The organism is Tistrella sp. (genome assembly GCF_002684955.1).
GTDB classification, from domain to species: Bacteria; Pseudomonadota; Alphaproteobacteria; order Tistrellales; family Tistrellaceae; genus Tistrella; species Tistrella mobilis.
In genome coordinates, this window is record NZ_NYWI01000060.1 from 16,561 (window position 1) to 34,935 (window position 18,375).

General features: G+C 66.3%; 7 protein-coding genes. 1 reads left to right on the plus strand and 6 read right to left on the minus strand.

Annotated features, from left to right (window positions below):
* Positions 1-57: 57 nt before the first annotated feature.
* Positions 58-888 (minus strand): hypothetical protein, encoded by an 831-nt coding sequence (locus tag CMO28_RS18640; protein WP_296715775.1) that lies wholly within the window; start codon positions 886-888, stop codon positions 58-60.
* A 110-nt stretch (positions 889-998) separates the two neighbouring features.
* On the opposite strand from CMO28_RS18640, the gene CMO28_RS18645 reads away from it, so the two are divergent.
* Positions 999-2,003, plus strand: a complete 1,005-nt coding sequence (locus tag CMO28_RS18645; protein WP_296715776.1) for a TauD/TfdA family dioxygenase — start codon at positions 999-1,001, stop codon at positions 2,001-2,003.
* Positions 2,004-2,056: 53 nt separating this feature from the next.
* Here the strand turns inward: CMO28_RS18645 and CMO28_RS18650 are convergent, their stop codons facing one another.
* The 5 genes from CMO28_RS18650 to CMO28_RS18670 form a co-directional block, all read right to left on the minus strand.
* The gene (locus CMO28_RS18650) at positions 2,057-3,334 is read right to left on the minus strand and encodes a hypothetical protein (RefSeq protein ID WP_296715777.1); all 1,278 of its coding nucleotides are present in this window, start codon (positions 3,332-3,334) and stop codon (positions 2,057-2,059) included.
* A 199-nt stretch (positions 3,335-3,533) separates the two neighbouring features.
* Positions 3,534-7,997, minus strand: coding sequence for a hypothetical protein (locus tag CMO28_RS18655; RefSeq protein WP_296715778.1), 4,464 nt, complete (start codon positions 7,995-7,997; stop codon positions 3,534-3,536).
* A complete protein-coding gene (locus tag CMO28_RS18660; RefSeq protein WP_296715779.1) occupies positions 7,994-15,556 on the minus strand; it encodes a LysM domain-containing protein in 7,563 nt (2,520 codons plus the stop codon). Before CMO28_RS18660 ends, CMO28_RS18655 begins: the two co-directional genes overlap by 4 nt.
* 76 nt (positions 15,557-15,632) lie before the next feature.
* Positions 15,633-17,036, minus strand: a complete 1,404-nt coding sequence (locus tag CMO28_RS18665; protein WP_296715780.1) for a hypothetical protein — start codon at positions 17,034-17,036, stop codon at positions 15,633-15,635.
* Positions 17,033-18,334 carry an MBL fold metallo-hydrolase gene (locus CMO28_RS18670; RefSeq protein ID WP_296715781.1) on the minus strand — a complete coding sequence of 434 codons (1,302 nt, stop codon included), beginning with the start codon at positions 18,332-18,334 and terminating at the stop codon, positions 17,033-17,035. Before CMO28_RS18670 ends, CMO28_RS18665 begins: the two co-directional genes overlap by 4 nt.
* Positions 18,335-18,375 lie beyond the last annotated feature (41 nt).

Sequence of the window (18,375 nt, forward strand, 5' to 3'; positions counted from 1 at the left end):
GTGCCGCATCAAAGGAGTAAGTGGTCAGCCGATCGCTGGACGGGCCATTCTCAGTCGTCAGTCTTGGTCCGCGCTCATGTCGCCGACATGGATGGCGCATGCGCCCCAGTTCCAGACCGGCACTCGACCAGGATCCTCCAGCGCCGAGACCATCGTATCGATCTCGCGCTCGCTGAGCGCCCCCCTGGTGGACAGGTGGCGGACAAAGGGCGGCGCGTCGGCGCTGAGTTCGATCACAATGATGCGATGGGGGCCGTTGGTCGTGAACCGCCACCGCCGTTCAGGGGGTAATCTCTGCGGATTCTGTCGAAATATTCCGTCGAAGGTGGCTCCTGGAACATGGAGGAACAGGCCTTCGGGAGCATCTACCAGCAGGTACATCGATTTACCCCGGATGCGCTCCACGTAAACTGAAAAGTGCTGGCCGAGCTTGAGACAGTGTGTTCCGGGCACCGGCTCGACCATCTCGTCCATCATACCGAGCGCATCCTGCGCCGGGTCCAATGTGATCTTGACCTTTGGCTCACGGCTCTTGAGCAGGGCACACAAGTTGCGCCAGTCCGGACGCGGAAACAGCCCGTCCCGAAACACCTCCGCTGAAACATAGCGCCAGTAGCGATACGCCTCCTCAGCAAGAATCGGGCCGGGCGCAAGTAAAGCATAAAGCCGCGCCAACTCCTCGACATGTGCGTTCTGGACGCTGTTGACGGGCCGGTTCTTGTCGTCGTCGGCCTGGGTCCATTCGGTGACGCGTGCGCGCGGGATGTTGAGGTGACGGGCAATCGCTGCCTTGTCTTTGATGGGGAATGGCCCGCCGATCGCCTGACCGGCGAACTCGAAAAAATGGTGCAATTTTAATGGTAGGGCCGTGCAAGAAACCAGAGCCATCAAACTCCTTCCCGAGTCCCCCAGGCGAACTTTGCCCGCCTTTTGGTCCCCGCCCTTCCGGACCACCTGAGATCAATGATTGCTGGTGCTCGAATAGAAGGAGGCACCAGATGATGAATACCTTTCCACTCCCGACGATAATGCTGGCGGACGCGCAGCGCAACGCGCTGAGTGCCCGGATCGCCGCAGAGACGTACCCTCTCAACGGCCCCTTCGCACCTTATATCGCGCGCACCGGCGCAGCAGTTTCCGCGGTTTTGGAGGACGGCCAGCGCCGCATGCTGGCCGATCTTCCCCATCTCGGCGCACTGGTTATCGACAATGTGCCAGTCGATGCGAATGTTCTCTCGGGACCGATCGACCCGGAAGCGCCGATCCGTGCGAAGCCGACCGGTATCAGCGAGGCTGTCCTCACCGGCTTTGTCGCCCAGTGCGGCGTGCCCTATGCGATCGTCCAGGAGGGCCGCAGCCTGGTCAGCAACGTCGCGGCCAAGCTTGGCCGTACGAAGACGCTGACCGGTCTGGGGGCGGTCCAATTGAATCCGCATATCGAGAACGCCTTTGGCCGGACCTTCCGGCAGGACCGTTCGCCGGCAGGGCTCGCTCTGATCGGTGTATGCCGCGAGCCTGGCGGGTCGCCCGCGACTTATGTGGCCGATGGGCGGATCGCGCTCGATATGCTGAGCGAGGAGGACCGGGCGATCCTGTTCGAAGAGCGCTTCTGGATCCGTCGGCCCGAGCGCTGGCGGCGAACGGACATGCCGACCGAACGGCGCACTGCGGTTGTCGTCCCGGGCCCCGGGGACCGCATCGCCCTCATCATCGCCACCTATGGCGATATGATTCGGGCTGACGACGACCGTGCCGCGGTGGCGCTGCAGGCTTTCATCCGGGCGCTGCAGACGGTCGCGGTCGGTGTGGTGATCGACCCTGGCCGGCTCATCCTCATTGACAATCGCTGCATGCTGCACGGTCGCTGCGGCTATGCTGCGACCTTCACCCGCGATGGCGCTCCGTATCGCTGGCTGCAGCGGCTGTTCTGGACTGATGCGCTCGATCAGTTCGGCGGTTGGCAGGCGGGAGATCACCTGATCGATACCTTGCGGGAACCGTGATCTTGCGTCGACTGCTGTTCAAGAGGGACGGGCTGAAGGGCCCGTCCTTTCGTCTATGACGTAGCGACGCGGGATAGTGCCGTCAGAAGACCGGACCACCGCCGGTGGATCCGATCGGGCCGCACCTCGAATCGATGCTGTGCCAGACCCTTGGCCACATAATGTGCCCAGACGTCCGACGGTGCAGAGGGATTGATCAGTCGGCGCAGCCGCTCGGAGGGTGACGGATGATTAAACAGCCTGCTCACGATTGCATCGGCACGGGACTCATCAAACCCGGCGCTGGCCGCGATCGAGCGATATACCGCATCATAGACCGACAGGATCGAGACCGCGGCCGCCCCCATGAGGCTCGGATCATAGTTCCAGAAGCGGCAAACGCAAAGGACCACCGCACGCGCATTTGCATCCGCCTCGGCTTCGATTGAGTCGGTTCGCGCTTTTTGATATCTGGCTGCCTCTTCATCATCGTCCTCGCATTCTTCCATCATTCGAAGAAATTGACCGTGATCGTCGAAATGACCAAGGTGCGCATGAGAGTATTCATGCGCAAGGATGAAGATGGCCGCCAATTGGACAAAGGTCGCCATCACGTCGCGCGAGAACCGGCTTGGCCGGGCAGGCGGGATCGCCATCAGGCTTGAGCCATCAATGATGAAGCCGCGGACGATCTTGCCGAATTGCGTGATCGGACCATCCGCCTTGGTCAGCAATTCCTCGGCGCGGTGCGAGTCGAGGATCATCGTGTCGCGGTGCTCGCCGATGATCTCTGCAAATAGAAATCCCATCTGCGACGCGAGCCGCACGATTTCATCGTCGATCGTGATCGCGAAACTACGGCGGTCTGCACTCGCCCGGATCCAGGCGTCGCATCTCCCGAGCGGGGCGGTGGCGAGCAGGGTCCTGTCGATCGTCTGGATCATGTCGCGACGTGGATCACCTGCGGGCAATTTATCAAGCGCAGCACGTATGAGAGAGCGTATCTCGAGCAGGAAGCTATGGTCGTCGCGACGCTGGTAGCGCGAGACGGGTGCGGGGTCGCGAGCGGTTCGTTCCGCTGTCAGCTTACGCAGCAGCGGCGCCTCGCGCGACCGTTCGCGCGCGTACTCGATGAAGGAACCGATCTCCTCTGCACGATCGCGATGCCCAGTGATCCGGAAGATCAGTCGCAAACCACGTGAAGCGATCCGGATTGGCAAGGTGACTTCGTCAGCGTCCGAGCGCTGAGCAAATGTTTCGGGATCGAATCCAGCGCGAATCAACAGTCGATGCTGAAAGCTCTCCACCTCTGCAATGAGAGCCGGATCGATTGCCGTTGCATCGGACGTCATCGCGTTGTTTCTCCTCAAATCACTGGTGATCAAAGGGGTGTCTCCAGATGCCGGCCGGGTATCTCTCACGCTTGATACCCGATTTCCGCACCGCGATGACGGTATTGAGATCGGCACGCCGGACGATGAGGTTCTGGCGTGTAGTCATGTCCGACGATGAAGCGATCCTCGGGTGGGGGGTCTTGTCTTGGTCACGCCCCTACCCGATCGCCGAAACCAGCTTCTGCAGTTCCAGCAGCGGCCGGTCCAGGTCCGGGTCGGTGGTGGAATAGAGGCTGATCGAGAAGCCCCAGACCGCGCCGGTGGTGACGGGCTGTGTCGCCTGCTGCCACTGGCCGACGGCCTGGATGATCCCCGACACCGTGCCGTTGGTATAGTCGTAGCGCGGGTGCAGCAGCACCGGCAGCAGGGTTTCGATCGAATCGGCCCCCGCCTGGACCAGCGTATAGCCATAGCGGATCGACACCGCGATCTGCTGGCCGGCCGGCTGGCCGTCGAACATTTCGTTGAACACCGCGGTCAGCGGGTTGGTGGCGGGGTCGGTGGTCCAGGCGCCGATATCGATCCGCTCCTGCACCGTGATCAGCGGCACCAGCGGTTCGGGGAAGCCCAGCTGCGGCGTGCGGTAGACGAAGGCCGAGCTGGTCTCGGGCCCCTCGGCGCCCAGCAGCCGGGCATTGCGGATCACCGAAACGCCGGCGGTGGCGTTCTGGAAGGCGGCGATGTGCAGCCCGCCGATGGTGTAGCGGAAGGAGAGCCGCGAGAAGGCCGGCATCAGCGTCGCCCCCTCGCCCAGCGGGAAATCATAGATCCGCATGGTGCCCGTGGGCTCGCGCCCGGTGAGGGCGGCGGTGGCGCCGTCGTCGCGGATCACCAGGATTTCCGGCCAGTCGAAGGGCACGGCCTCCTCGCCCAGCTGTTGCAGCGTGAGGGTGGCATAGACCTGCACCGGTTCGGTGATGCCGATCACGGTGGTGTTCAGCGTCGCCAGATAATGGAAGAAGCTGTTCACCGGCCCCTCGGAGCCGTCGAGCGCCCGGCCGAGCAGGGCCGCCCGGCCCCTGGTGGTGCGGTGGGCGGGGACCAGCCCTTCATGGGCGGGGCGCACCAGGCTCCGTGCCGCCACCAGATCGTCGCAGCTGCCCACCCCCCACCAGGCCGACCAGCGCGCCGCCACCTTGCCGGCCAGCGTCGCATAGGTATCGAGCGTGGCGGCCAGCACCGTGTCTCCCGGCCCGGCGGTCGGCGCCTGGAGCCCGGCCAGGATCTGCCAGAAGGTGTCGGCGGCGGAGGCATACTGGGCGAGCAGGGCGAAGAGGCTTTCATCCTCGTCGAGCATCGCCCGCAGCGTCGGGGCGGGCTGGCGGTTGAATTCCAGCTCGATCCGGATCTGGTCCTGATCGGCGCTCTGATGGGTGTAGGTGAAGACATAGGCCCAGTGCACCGCCTCTGCCACGCTCTGCGGATCGTCGGGCGTGGTCGCGGTCTGCGAAATCAGCGCCGGCAGGTCGGGATAGGCGCGCAGCGGCACCGGCACCTGGGGCGTCTCCAGATCGGCGGTGAAGGCCGGTGGTGCATCGGTTTCGAAAGGCAGAACAAAGGTCAGCCAGTTGGAGGCGTCATAGCCGCTGTCGACGGGCGTGATGCCGAATTCGATCTCGTTGACCGCATAGACCGGCTTCAGCCGCACCGAGCGGTGCAGCGCCGGCTGCGAGACGTCGAGCGTGAACGAGACCGGTGCTTTGGCATCGGCCGGGGCCGCCTTCAGCGGCAGCTTGGCGTTGCCGAGCTGGGAGACCTTCCAGGCATTGGGGTCGCCCTCCGCACCCACGCCGCCATTGCCGTCGACCGGCACCTCGGTCAGCTTGCCGGCGCCCGAGAGACGCGCGGTCGCGGCCGCGGCGGGGGCCGTGACCTCGGCTGCGAATTGCAGCACCGCGGTGGTGTCGTAGCCGGCAGCCAGCGTGCGCAGCAGGCGCTGATACAGCACCTCGCGCGCCGCTTTCCAGCCGGCACCGTTGATGGCGCCGGGGCCCGTATCCTGCTCGGCCAGGATCGCCGACAGCCCGTCGGCCACCGCACAGGCGGTGAGTTTCTTGGCGGCCAGGATCGTCTCCAGCGCCGACGGGTTCACCCGATAGGCCGGCGCGGCATAGGGGGCGGTGCAGATCAGATCCAGCCCGGCCAGCCAGGAGCGGGCCCAGACCTCCAGATCAATCCCCTGAAAGTCGTAGGTTTGAGATTTTCCCCAGGTTCCGGTTGCAGGATCCAGGATACTGATCGTGACCCCGCTTTCCGCTTCCAGCGTGTTGGAGAGCGGGCGGAGACCGAAGCTCCAGGGCTGGGGAGAGGGGTTCCAGTCGACCGTCAGCGGCGGTGCCAGATCCACCCTGGTGATGCCGCCCGGATCGACGAAAGACACCGCCCAGACATCGGTGGGCGCCGGGTCGCGTTCGGCCGAGAGCACCTTGCCGGTGGCGATCTTCAGCCCGTCGATCGCGGCTTCGATGGCCGCGGCGAAGACGTCGAGGGTGACGGCGCCGTCTTCCTGCTGCTCTGGCGCCGCACTGCGGGTGACGGCGATCGGGCTCGCCACCTGCGCCACGGGGCCCGGATCGGCGCCCTCGCGGAGGAAGGCGGGGTCCACCAGCCGCGGGTCGCGCGCCAGCGTGATCCAGGTTCTGAGCGGGAAGATGACGTCGGGGAACTGCCAGCCGCCGGTGCCGAAACCGGCCTCCAGCCGGGTATCGGCCGGCGGCAGCAGCAGTTTCGCGGCCGCCGCGATCCAGGCCTGATCGGCATTGCCGGTGACCACATCGCCGATGGTGACCGCGATGCCGGCCGCGGCGAAGCGGCGAATGATGGCGTTCAGGCTGTCGTCCGCCGCCGTGGTGACGGTGGGGGTGGCGGCAACGGGTGAGGGGCGGAGCGTCAGCCCCGCCACGATCACCCCGGGTGTCGCGGCATTGGCCGACAGGATCAGGGTCGGGTCCAGCCCGTAGCGCGCGCCCAGATCGGGCGGAGTGAGGGCGGCATCTCCCGTCAGCGCCGGGCCGCAGAGCAGCAGCCCGCCGGTCGCCAGCGCGTCCGGATCGTCGGCGATGGCGGCGGCGAAGGCCTCGATCGTCACCGGCGGGTCGGCGCGGGCGATCACCGCATCGAAACTGTCGCCCGGTTCGGTCGCCAGCGCCTGGCCGTCGACGGTGATGCTGCGCCCGCCCGCCACCGTGCCGGGCATGGCGCGGTTGGCCTGGGTCAGCGCCACCTCCGCATCGCTACCGAGGGGCAGGAAGCGTGCGGCGATCGCCGTCATGGTGGTACCGCCCAGGATCCGCCAGGGGATACGGATCGTGGTCGGATCCTGGGGCCAGGCCGAGAGGCCGGGGACGGGCAGACCGCCGCCATTTGCGGGGGCCACGGGCGCCAGCCCGGCATTGTGGCGCAGCAGATCGCCCGGCTCCACCCCATAGGCGCGGGCGGTAGCACCGAGCGGGGCATCTGCCAGGCCGGTGACGCTGGTCGTCTTCAGGAACAGCGGCGCGCCGGCCGGGAAGAGATCGATGGTGGCGGTGTTGAGCCCGGCGAGCGTTGCCGCGGTCTGGCCGGTGTCGTTGTCGTCGAGCGTCCAGCCGTCGCGGATCAGCTTGCGGTCGACGGTCAGGGTCACGCCCGGCCGGAACATGCCCCCGGCCGCGGCATTGGCGCCGACGGTCATCACCGCATCATAGGGCACGCCATTGTCGCGGAAGGTGGCGGCGATGTCGTCGAGCGTGGCATCGGCGCCGGGCTCCCCGGTTGCCGGCACCTCTACCTCGATGCCCTGGGCGCTGAACACGAAGCCGGGGGCAAGCAGGGCCGGGCGGTCCATATTGGCGGTGGTCAGGCTGGCGAGCGTCACGCCGAAAGCCTCGGCCAGCTCGCCGGCCGAGAGACCATCTGCCGGCTGGGCATGTTCCGCCGCCGGGATCACCAGCTCGGTGCCGGGCAGCAACGGCAGCACGATGTTGTCGTCATCGGCGAGCACCGTCGCCGGGTCGAGCCCCGTGGGCACGAGTTGGGCGACCGTGCTGCCGGCGGTAAAGACCACGTAGTCCGGCACCGCAAGCCCCGCCTCGGGCAGGGCGACCAGCTGCCCCACCGGCCGTTCGCCGGCCGCCAGGCCCAGCGCCTGCCAGTCGAGCCCGTAGCGGGTCACCACATCGGCAAGCGTCGGGGTGACGGTTGGATCGGCGAGGCTGGCGCCCATCAATGCGGCGGCGGTCGAGAAGGCATAGCAGGCCGAGACATGGGCGCGCAGCCCGTCCATCGGCACCGGCAGCGCCGTGGGGCTGGCGGCGGCCGGCTGATCCAGTGAGGTGGAGAGTGCCGCGGTCACGTCGGGCTGCATGATCTGGTACCAGATCGCGCCGAAGCGCGCGCCGATATCGGCCGCGGTCGCCGCCGCGGCATCGCCCGCGACCGTGCCGCCGGCGGTCAGCCCCCCCGGCTGCATGGCGATGCGCAATTGCAGCCGGGCACCCACCTGTCCTTCCGCCGCCGAGGTGACCCCCCAGGCGACGCTGGTCACCGGCCAGGAGGTGACGCCGATCATCGGGTCGGTATAGCCGACCACCATGTCCACGGTGCCGGAGGCGGCGTCGAACGAAACTGCGGCGCTCATCATGCGTCTCCTTCGGCGGTGGCGTTGCCGTAGACGTCGTGGAAGCCCAACACCACGGTCGCGACCGGCGGTGCCGTGCGCCCTGTGGCCGAGATGCCGGCATAGGGGTCACCCGCCTGGGGCGGCAGGCCCGGAATCGCCGGCACCGTCGGCGTCTTCGCATAGCGGTGGATGGGGATGACCTGCGACAGGGTCTGGTCGTTTTCATCCACCGCATCGGCCGTCATCCGGGGCGTCATGCGCATCCGGTCCACCGCCGCGGCGCTGCCGTCGACCCGGGGGCCGACCGGGCTGCCGGCATTGCTGGCGGCGAAGACCTCGGTCTCGGGCAGCTGATAGCCGGCCAGGTTGTACAGTCGGCGGGCGCGCAGATCCGGGTCGTCGCCTGCATCCGGCGGGTTCACCAGCCCCATGGTGAAGCCGACATTGCCCTGGGCGACGGTCGCCTGGCGGGTCTGGTCGCGATCATCGGGGGCCGCCACGAACAGGGCGGTGGCGGCAGGGTCGATCGGGTCGGCGACCAGGGCGGCGGTGTTGAAGGAATGCAGCTGCCGGTCGGGATTGGCCGCCGACTGGCTGGCCAGCAGGGCGATGATGGTGACGGTGGCGGTGCCTTCCTGGCTCCAGATCTCGTCGCCATAGCCGTTGCCGTCGCCATCGGTCAGCTCCAGCCAATAGCCGCCGCCGCCCACCACACTCGCCTCCCACACCAGTTTCAGGAACATTTCGGCATCGCCGACCGGGGCGAAATAGGGGCTGGAGGGCGGCAGGTCGCCGTCCGCCAGCGCCAGCCGGTTGGCCGAGAGATTGCCCGAACGGGTTTCGGTCGACAGATTGGTGCGCACGATATAGCTGGCGCTGCGGTCGATGCCGGTGGTGGTCAGCCCGCCGGGCAGGCCGGCGGCCGGCGACAGGCGGAAGCCGAAATACAGCACCGCATTGTCGTCGGGGTGGGTTTCCAGATAGCGCCAGAGTTCCAGCAGCAGCTGGCGGCCCGCCGTATCGGCGCCGGTGACGCTGGCGGTGTTCGGCCGGCCGGGAATGCGGCTGATGCCGATATCGATCAGGCTGGCCCAGATGGAGCGGTGGACCGGCAAAGCGGGGCTGTCGGGCCCCTTTTCCGGATCGGTGCGATAAAGCTGCCAGGGCCCGCCATCGGCCGCGGCGGCAATCGCGGCCAGATCGCTGCCGAAGGGCCAGAAGGACGGCATGCCGATGCTCGCCGTTTCGGCGCCCTCGCCCAGCGCCGGCAGATTGATCTGGTTCGGCGTCTGCCAGATCACCATCTGCGACAGGCCGTGGCGCACCGGCACGTCTTCCCAAAGCTGCAACGGCGCCGGCGGTGCGCTCAACACCGGCGTCAGCGTATCGGCCGGATAGCCGTCTTCCAGCATCTTCTCGGTGACCTGGATGACCAGCTGCGTGGTGTCGTCCACCTCCAGGATCATGCCCGGGCGGATGCGGCCCGCGGCGGCGGCCGGGTTGCGGGCGGCAAGATCGGTGTTGCGGGCGGTGAAGGCGGCGAGCCCTTCGGTCGGCGGCGCGGTTTCGGTCGCAACCAGGGTCAGCCAGGGCACCTCCACCGTTTCGGTGACGGTCAGGGTCAGGCGCACGGTTTCGGGCGGCTGGGTGGTGTCGGGGGCGGGGCCGGTGACCTGCTGGCCGATCAGGTCGTAGAGACCGCTCAACTGGCTGTCGTCGCCCTGGGGGGCGGGCAGGCGCTGGCCATGGAGCATGAAGCGCGAGACCTGGCCCGCGACATCGCGCACCGGCGCATCGCCGGTCAGCGCCGGCATCAGCCGGGCCAGCCCGATGGCGGCAAGATCGGGCACGATCAGCGGCAGCGCGGCATCCACCGCGAAGACCCCCGGCACATCGGCCACCACCATGCCGGTGGTTTCGATCGCCAGGTCGTAAGAGGTGGCGAAGGCGCGCAGCGTCTGATTGTCGATGGTGGTCAGCCGGCAGTCGGTCACCACCACCGGGGCCAGCGGCGCCAGCAGATCGGTGGTCGCCACAACCGTTCGGAAGTTTTCCGAGGGTGTCGCCGGAATTGCGGTTGCATCGGCCACCATCAGCAGCCGCGCCGCCAGCGCGCGCAGGCTTTCATCGGGCAGGAGGGCGGTGGTCGCGGCGGGCAGGGTGACCGGCCCGCCGGCATAGCCGGGGTTCAGCTCGGCGACCGCGGCCGCCCAGGCGGCGAAAGCCGGATCGGTATCGGGGTTCTGCCACAGCATGGTGACGGCGGCGAGCATCGGCAGGGTGTCGCCGGCCAGCCGCGTCCAATCGACCGGATCGGTCAGCACGTCGAAGGCCGAGGGCAGCTTCACCACCGCCGGCAGGCTGCCATCGGCGCCGATGGTATCGCCGTTCAGGCTGGTGATCGCTTCCGCATACCAGCCGGTTTCGGGGAGCAGGGTGACGGCAGGGGTGCCGGCATTCAGCCGGACGTAATAGAGCGCCGCCGCCTGGGTGATGGTCAGGCCCTGAAGCGCCACACCGGCGCCCTGGGGCAGGGCGACCGGCGCGCCCGCGCGGGTGATCGCCGACACGTCGAGGGCGGCCGCCGTCTGCAGCCAGGCATCGACCGAGGCACCCAGCCGGGCGCAGAGCCGGTCCGGGGTGTCGCCGGTCCGGATCTGGGTTTCCAGGGCCGCAACCTGTGCGGTCTTGCCCGGGGTCAGCAGCCGTTCGGGATTGGCGGCGGCGATCGCCGCCGGGGTCACGCCCAGCGTCACGCTCAACACCGTGCCGGGCGCCGCCGCGGCCAGCTCTTCGGTGATGCCGGGGTTCAGCGCCAGGATCTCGTCGGTGTCGTAGCCGAAGGTGGCGGCAAGCTGGGCGACCGTATCGCCCAGATGCACCACATAGGGCATCTGAACCGTCGGGAAGCTGCCGGCCAGGGCGGCGAGGGTGGTGTCGGCGTCGATCTCGACGGGGAAGCGCGCAAACAGCCCTTCGGCCGCCTGGACCATGTATTTGGCGACCAGCAGCATGTATTCGCGGAACACCACCGAGGCGAGCGGTTCGTCGGGCTGGATGCCGGCAGAGGGCTGGCCGCCATCGCCCATGGGCTGCGGCGACAGCTGGCGGAAATAGGCCGCGATCCGGTCGGCATAGGCGTCGTCGACCGGCTGATACACCGCGAAGTTGCGGTCGTTTTCCGGCGGCGGCAGATCGGGGCTGGTCCAGCCCAGCACCGGCGGGATCGGGAAGGCGACGCCGGGCAGGGGGTCGGGATCATCCCCCGAGGGCGGGCCCGAGAGGTGGAAATCGACATTGCCGCCCAGGAAGCCGCTCAGATTGTCGAAGCCGAAGCCTTCGGCAAAGGTTTGCGGGCAATCCATCTGTGCGGCCAGCTCGGCCAGATCGCCGGCGGTGAGCGTGGCGCTGATCGGATCCAGCCCCAGCGCCGACACCGCCCAGCGGAACATCGCCTCGGCCAGCAGGGCGAAGGGCGTCTCCGCCTGGTCTTCCGCCCGCGCGGTGGCGGTGAAGGCGGCTTTGCGGCGGGCCTCCAGCGTCTCGGCATCCACCGCCACCGGGCCGTCGATCGCCAGCATCATCACCATCCGCCGGGCCGGATCGGCGGCAGGCGGGGTGCTGCCGCCGGGCCAGGCCACCGTCATATCGGCGATGGTGAAGCCCGGCACCATGCGCAGATCGAGCGTGTGTGGGTTTGCGAAGACCTTCGCATCCGGTGCGAAGTTCAGCCGGTAGACGCCTTCGGCGCAGGGATCGAGGACTGCGGCGGCGGTCTCTGCCAGCACCGCCATCTGGCGGGCGATCGGATGGGTCAGGCCATGGGCGGCGTCGCTGCGCAGCCGGGCGCGGGTCAGCATCCGGGTCATGCGCGCCATGTCGCCGGGCCGTCGGCGGAACCGCTGGCCCTGCCCGCGTGAGGCATTGGCGAGCGGCACCACGCCGATGGCGGCATAGCGGCCGAGGGCAGCCCCGCCCAGAGCCGCAGAATTCCGCTGATCCAGGCTCCGCCCGGACTGATCGGCGGACAGAATCCAGGGCGTGGTCGAGGCCGAGCCGATGGTGAACGAGACGTCGAGGCTGGTCGAGAAAGAGAAGGAGAATTTGACGAACACGATCTTGATCGAGGCATGGACCCGCACGCCCACGCTCATCGCGATCACGGTCGGCCGATAGGCGGCAAGCGTCAGGGTTGCCGAGGCATAGGCTTCGAAGCTGACATCGACCGCGATGACCTTGAAATCGACCTTGCCATAGACCTTGCCGACCAGGGCCGCGGTGCCCTGCGCCCAGTAATACATCGCCTTCGATGCGGCGGCATCGTCGGGGTGGAACCAGGCGAGCACGCCTTCGAACACCACCTCGACCTGCAGATAAAGCCCGGCCTTCAGCGGCCCCTTGTTGAATTCGCGGCCGACACCGACCGCAAGCCCCAGCCCCAGTTCCAGCACGGGGGAGAAGGTGCCGTTGGTGATGGCCGGCACCCGGGTGGAGGTAGCGCCGTTGAGCAGGCCGAAATAGATGCCGCCTTTGCCCAGGAACGGCCCGTATTGCAGACCGAAGGAGACCGAGAAATCCCGCTTGTGCGGGAAGCCCAGATCGACCTTGAAATTGCCGTTGGTGAAGACGTCGACGGTGATGATGCCGAGCGTGATCGCGACCGCGCCGAAATCCAGCTGGCGGAACATGTCCGGCACCTGAAGGCGGGCATGGAACACGCCGATATCGTCGGTGACCTTCTTGTAGAGCAGTTCGAAACTGAAGCCCGACAGCGTGCCGGCCTCGGGCCCCTGCAGCGCGATCAGCACGCCGTAGAGGATGGGATCGTTCATCACCAGCTTGACGGTCGCCGTGCCCATCAGGGTGACGTCCAGACCGATCAGCCACTGGCTGGATTCCTGGAAATGCAGCTGGTTGCCGCTGGGCTGGTCCAGCGGGTTGCGGTTCGGATCATCCACGGGCCGGAGCTGGGCGCGCATCAGCCGGATGACGTCGGCGAGCGAATCCGGCCGGGTCAGCCCTTCCAGCGTGACATGCTGGCCGAAGCCCATATAGCGCAGATCGACCAGCGAATTGCCCTTGCCCGGCACGGCGGGCGGGCTGTCGTTCAGGGCATCCCAGCCCAGCGGCGACATGCCCGGCTCGCGGCCGTAATCCTTGCCGAGGAAATTGCCGGTGATCTCGATATTGACCTGCGGCTCGCCGGTCTTGCGGTCGTAGCGGATGCCGACCGTCTTGATGGTGATGAAGCCGAGGGTGAGATTGATGGCGTAGTTGAGCGTCACCGACTGTTCGGTCGGGTCGATGATCAGCGTGAAACTGCCCAGATTGATGTCGTTCAGGAAGGTCCAGGGCGCCGACAGCCGGTAATTGGCATTGGGGTTGGCCAGCGCCGCGAAGCTTTCGACCATGGCGCCGAGCGTGACGCCCTTCATCTCCACCGTCAGCACCTGATGGCGCTTCGCTCCCTCGCCGGTCCACGAGGTGCGGGCCTCCAGCGAGAAGCGGTCGAGATCCAGCCGGAACAGCCAGGTGAGTTCCTGGGCAAGGAACGAGAAACCCAGCGTGACGATCAGATTGTTGATCTCGAAGGCGCCTTTGACATTGCCCTCGTAGATCATCTCGGGCGCATCGCCCGCCGCGGCGTCGCGCAGGACCACGGCATGCAGCTGCGGGCGGGCGCGGGAGAGGCCGTCGAGGCGGATGCGGTCGCTGATGGCGAGGGCGCCGGTGCCGGCTTTGGGGCGGCGGCGGATATCGGCCTCGGCAATCAGCGACAGTTTCAGGCCCAGGACTTCGGGGTCCCAGCGCACGGCAACTGCGGCGGAGACCGAATAGGGGTTGCCGGTGCCGGTCGAATAGGCGGCCCAAAGCTTCGTGAGCAGCAGGTCGGGCAGCCAGTCCGGCGGGGTTTCGCCGAGGAAGGCGTAGACGAACTCGCCGAGATTGAGTTCGCCCACGGCCAGACCGCCCTGGAAGCTCCAGCTGCCGTCACCCGGATAATACGCCCCGGCAGAGAGGATGGTGGCCTGTTCTCCGTTGACGTTGACGCCGATCATGCCCGACAGACCGCCCCAGATCCGCGCCTGTGACACCGTCACTTCGAAGGTCACGTTGTCCAGCGTGAAAGTGACGTTGCCGATCGGGATCTCCCAGGTGCCATGGGCGGTGAGGGTGGCGCCATAGGTCTGGGTCGGCAGGGTGGCACTCATCGTAATCCGGTCGACGATCAGCGAGGCGTCGACGTCGGGTTGGGTGCCTGGAAAGAACACCGACATGGCCGAGGCAAGGTCGATTTCGATGGCACCGCGGGTCGCGGCATTGACCGACAGGTTCGGCAGGCTGGCGACCACGTCCAGATAGACCGGCTCGCCGTTGCTGCCGGTCACCTCATCGCCCGGCGGCACATTGCCGTCACCGGTCTTGGAGCCGAACCGCATGGTTCCGAACAGGCTCGCGGTCCAGTTGGGGCGGGCGCCATCCCACATCACCAGCCAGCTTGCGCCGAGCTGATCGATGCGCATGAAAGGGATCGGCACGTCCCAGGCCGTGGTCGAGACCAGCGTGGCGCCGGTGAAGGAAATGCCCGTCGGCATCGGGAAGGTGCCGCCGGTGTTGGGGATTCCGAACCGGAGCTGGGAGAGGCCGAAAGCATCGAGGGCCGCCACCCCTGGCGGCAGCGAGAAGGTGTCGGGAGAGGTGCCCGGGAACAGCTGCAGCAGCGCGATGATACCGTCCGACAGCGTCAGCGGCGGATCGATGTTGCCGTCAATGTCCCAGAGTGATTCCGCCTGAAGCAATGGTACGGTCACGGCCACATCATGACGGGTACCGGTATTGACCTGCAGGACGAGGCGCAGCAGGACTGCCGAGATGAGCGCCGGTGGCTCTTCAAGGCTGTAGATGTCGACATAGTTGGTCGTCAGCACCAGATCGAGCGCTTCGACGTTCATCTTCGACCAGGCAGTGTCGGCATCAGGCGCGCTCGCCTGAAGGTCGACCTTGTCGGCAATGGCGGCCTCGGCCCGCGGATCGAACACGCCCGACAGCGCAAGCCGTGTGCTGCCGAGAAGCTGGGCGTAGGGGGCGAGCGGCGTGTCGGTCAGGACGAGCGTGCCCGAGAGGCCGGGACGGGGCGCTGCGGCCGTCCCGTCGTCGACTGCCGTCGCCGTGACCGTCGCCTGTTGTGGTCCAAGGCCCGCCAGCACCGAAGTGCCGAGCATAACGGTGCCGTTCGACCCCGGCACGGGCACGCGGGATGACGGCAGATCGGGGATCAATGTCGTCAGATCGACGAAACCGTCGGTGGTTCTCGCTTCAAGCGACAGGGCCAGCTGGTCACGGCCCGCATCATCGACGGTGCCGGTGAGTATGAGTGTCCAGCCGGTACCATCGGCCCAGCTGGACGTGCCTGTCAGCCGCGCCGTCGACGGCAGGCGCTCTGCCCGCCCGCCCGTAACCGGCAGGACATCGACCCCCAGAACCGCCACCAGCTTACCCATCAACGGCAGGATCGCCGCATCTAGCCTGCCCTGAGCCGCAGCACGCACGAAGGCGTCATAGAGGGTGGCGACGGACATGATGCGGATCTCCTGGCATCAGCGGGACGATATGGATCAGCGAAGGCAGGGAACTCAGGAAGGCGAGGCGGGCAGATCAGACGGCGATGCGCGGTCTGACCCGGCGCGGTGGCGGGATCGGACGGGCGGATCCGATCGTTGATGCCGCGCGGCCTCTGTCGAGGATCTGGCGGGCCAGGATTTGGCGGGATCGTACGAGATGGCCGCGCTCAAGGCCCGGCAGGACATCGCCGACACGTAGCGGGCCGGGTGGTGCGGTGACGGCAGAAATACCGTCACCACCACCACCACCGCCGCCGCCGCTGCCGTCTTCCTCCAGGATCATCGTGGTCGAATCAGTCTGTGGAACACCGATGATCTGTCGGGCGCCGCCTTCGAAGAACCGGGCATCGGTGCCGAAATGGCCCTGGTCATTGATCCAGAACAGCCAGTCGGCCGATTGCAACGGCTTGTCGGGGTCGAGATCGAGGACCGTGGTGTAGACGTTCCGGTCGACCTCTGGGAGCAGGGTCCAGCGCGCCGTATCGGCCTCATAGGCAACGACCCCATGCGGGTCAGGGTATTCGTGAGAGCCTGTATGTTTAGACAGAGCGACCAGGATGGACAGATAGGGATGCTTGTGATGACTGTAATATCCGGCGCTGGCAAAGATGGAATAGGGTAATGTCAGTTCGACGAAGGTATTCAACTCGGCAAGGTCGCTCTTATCACCGATATTCTTGCGCGTCATGGTATCGAGGGAACCATGATGTGGCGCCGACATCATGTAGATATTGGGCAGCGGCGACTGCGTCCACGCCTGCAGAAGAGTATTGGCAAAGTCCAACGTCTCGTAGGTGGCATCGCCTGGGAGGATGAAAGCCGTCTGGCCATACTGAACGACTGCCACGGCCGAACTGCCGTTCTTGATCAGCGCTTGGGATTTCGTGGCGCTCGGCACATTGGACACGATGGTCCGGATCGAGACCGGGCCGAGTGCCATGGTCTCCGTGACGTCACCATTCGCATCGCCATAGTCGCTGGCATTGGTGAGGTAGGAAACGGGGCCGTCGCCTTCGGGCAGAAATTTCGCGAGACGGCCGATGGTCGCCCTGGCCTGCGGGCCCCAATTCGTGCCGCCGAGCTGGATGCGACCGACCTCTAGTGGAATGTTGCGCGTCGCGACCTGATCCAGGAACTCCTTGGTCAGCGTCCAGTGGTCTGTGTCCTGATGGCTGAACAGCACCAGATCCAGCTTCGGAGGCTTGCCTTGGGCCATTTGCAGCTCAAGCGCTTCGATCAGCGTTCGCACTGGCGGGGTAATGCCCAGAACTTCCTTCGACTGGCTGAGACCGCCGCCCGAATTACCGAAGTCGAACAGCGCCATCATCTCGGCCGCATCCTTGTCCGGCCGCGCATAGCGATCAGTATAGAGCCTGAGCAGATGTGCCATGCCCTGGCCGCACCACATGCCGTCCATATAGGCGAGTTCGATGGTCATGCGGCGCCCTCGTCTCTGGTCCGGTCTGGCGTGGGGCGGATCAGGACGCTGGCGCGTCTGACCGGGGCCGTCATGCCATTGCGGCCTTCCGGAGAGGACCGGAAGCGGAGCGGTGCAGATGGCAGGGGCGTGATGACGGTCATGGCCTCCGTCATGTCGCCATTCATGTCATCGTCCTCGCTGATCTCCATCTCCAGCCCGAACACATCGGGGGAGGTATCGGGGACATTGATCAGTGCCTTACAGGCGCCGTAAAAGGTTTCGACATTGGTCACCATCGGATCATCGGGGGTGAGCGTGTAGAACCAGTTTGCGACCGGTACCGGCGTGTTGAGACCCAGTACGGTGGTGTAGAGGTTGGCCATCACTTCCTTCTGCACACGAAATTCCTTGGCCAAGAGGTCGTAATAGACCACGGGGTGGAGAAGGAACGCCCCCGACCCGGCATATTTGATCAGCTTTTTCAGAACGATCGCGTGCGGGTGGCTGTGGCTGTTGGCGATGCCGGCGCTGGTGATGACGCTGTTCGGCTGCGTGAGTTCGGTGAAGCGGATCAACTCGCTCAGATCGGCGTCGTTGTCGGTCGTGCTGCTCTTGGTCATTGTGGCCAGCGCCCCGTGATGAGGGGCGGACATGAGCGAAACCGGCTGAACCGGACTGTTCTTCCAGGCGCTGAGATAGATGTTGATCTGGTTCAGGGTCTCGTAGGTTGCATCCCCGGGCAGGATGATCCGCTCGCCGGCATAGTCGATCACCATGACCGCCGATGTCGCGTTCTTGCGCTCGTTCGACTTCGCCTTGGAGGTGGTGGGCGAATTGGCGATGAGCGTTCGGATCACGATGTCGCCCAGCGCATCTGCCTGGGTCGGCGGTTTACTCGGATTGCTATAGTCCGAAACCAGCGTGTCCCAGTAGGTCAGATCCTTTTTCGGATTTGCGGTATACGTCCCGAGTTCGATCAGTGTGTTGCGTGCCGTGTTACCCCAGTCGCTGCCGGCATAGATGATCTTTCCGACCGTCATCGGAATTTTGCGCAGTTTGACGGCGTCCATCAGGTAGCGAAGCAGCTTCCAGTGATCTTCGTCCTGGTGACTTATCACCACCAGGTCGATGCGTGGTGGCTTGCCGGCCTGTTCCTGGCTTTCCAGGACCTCGCAGACCCTCTCGACCGCCGGTGCCGCAAGCTTCGGCACCAGGGTTTTCGTGATGAACCTGACGGTGGTCCCGAAGTCGAACAGGGCGACCACATCGGGGATATAGTCGTCCTCGTATTCATTGGCCGTCAGCATGTTGGCCATGCCCTGATCGCACCACAGGCACGACATCGTCACCCGCGCGG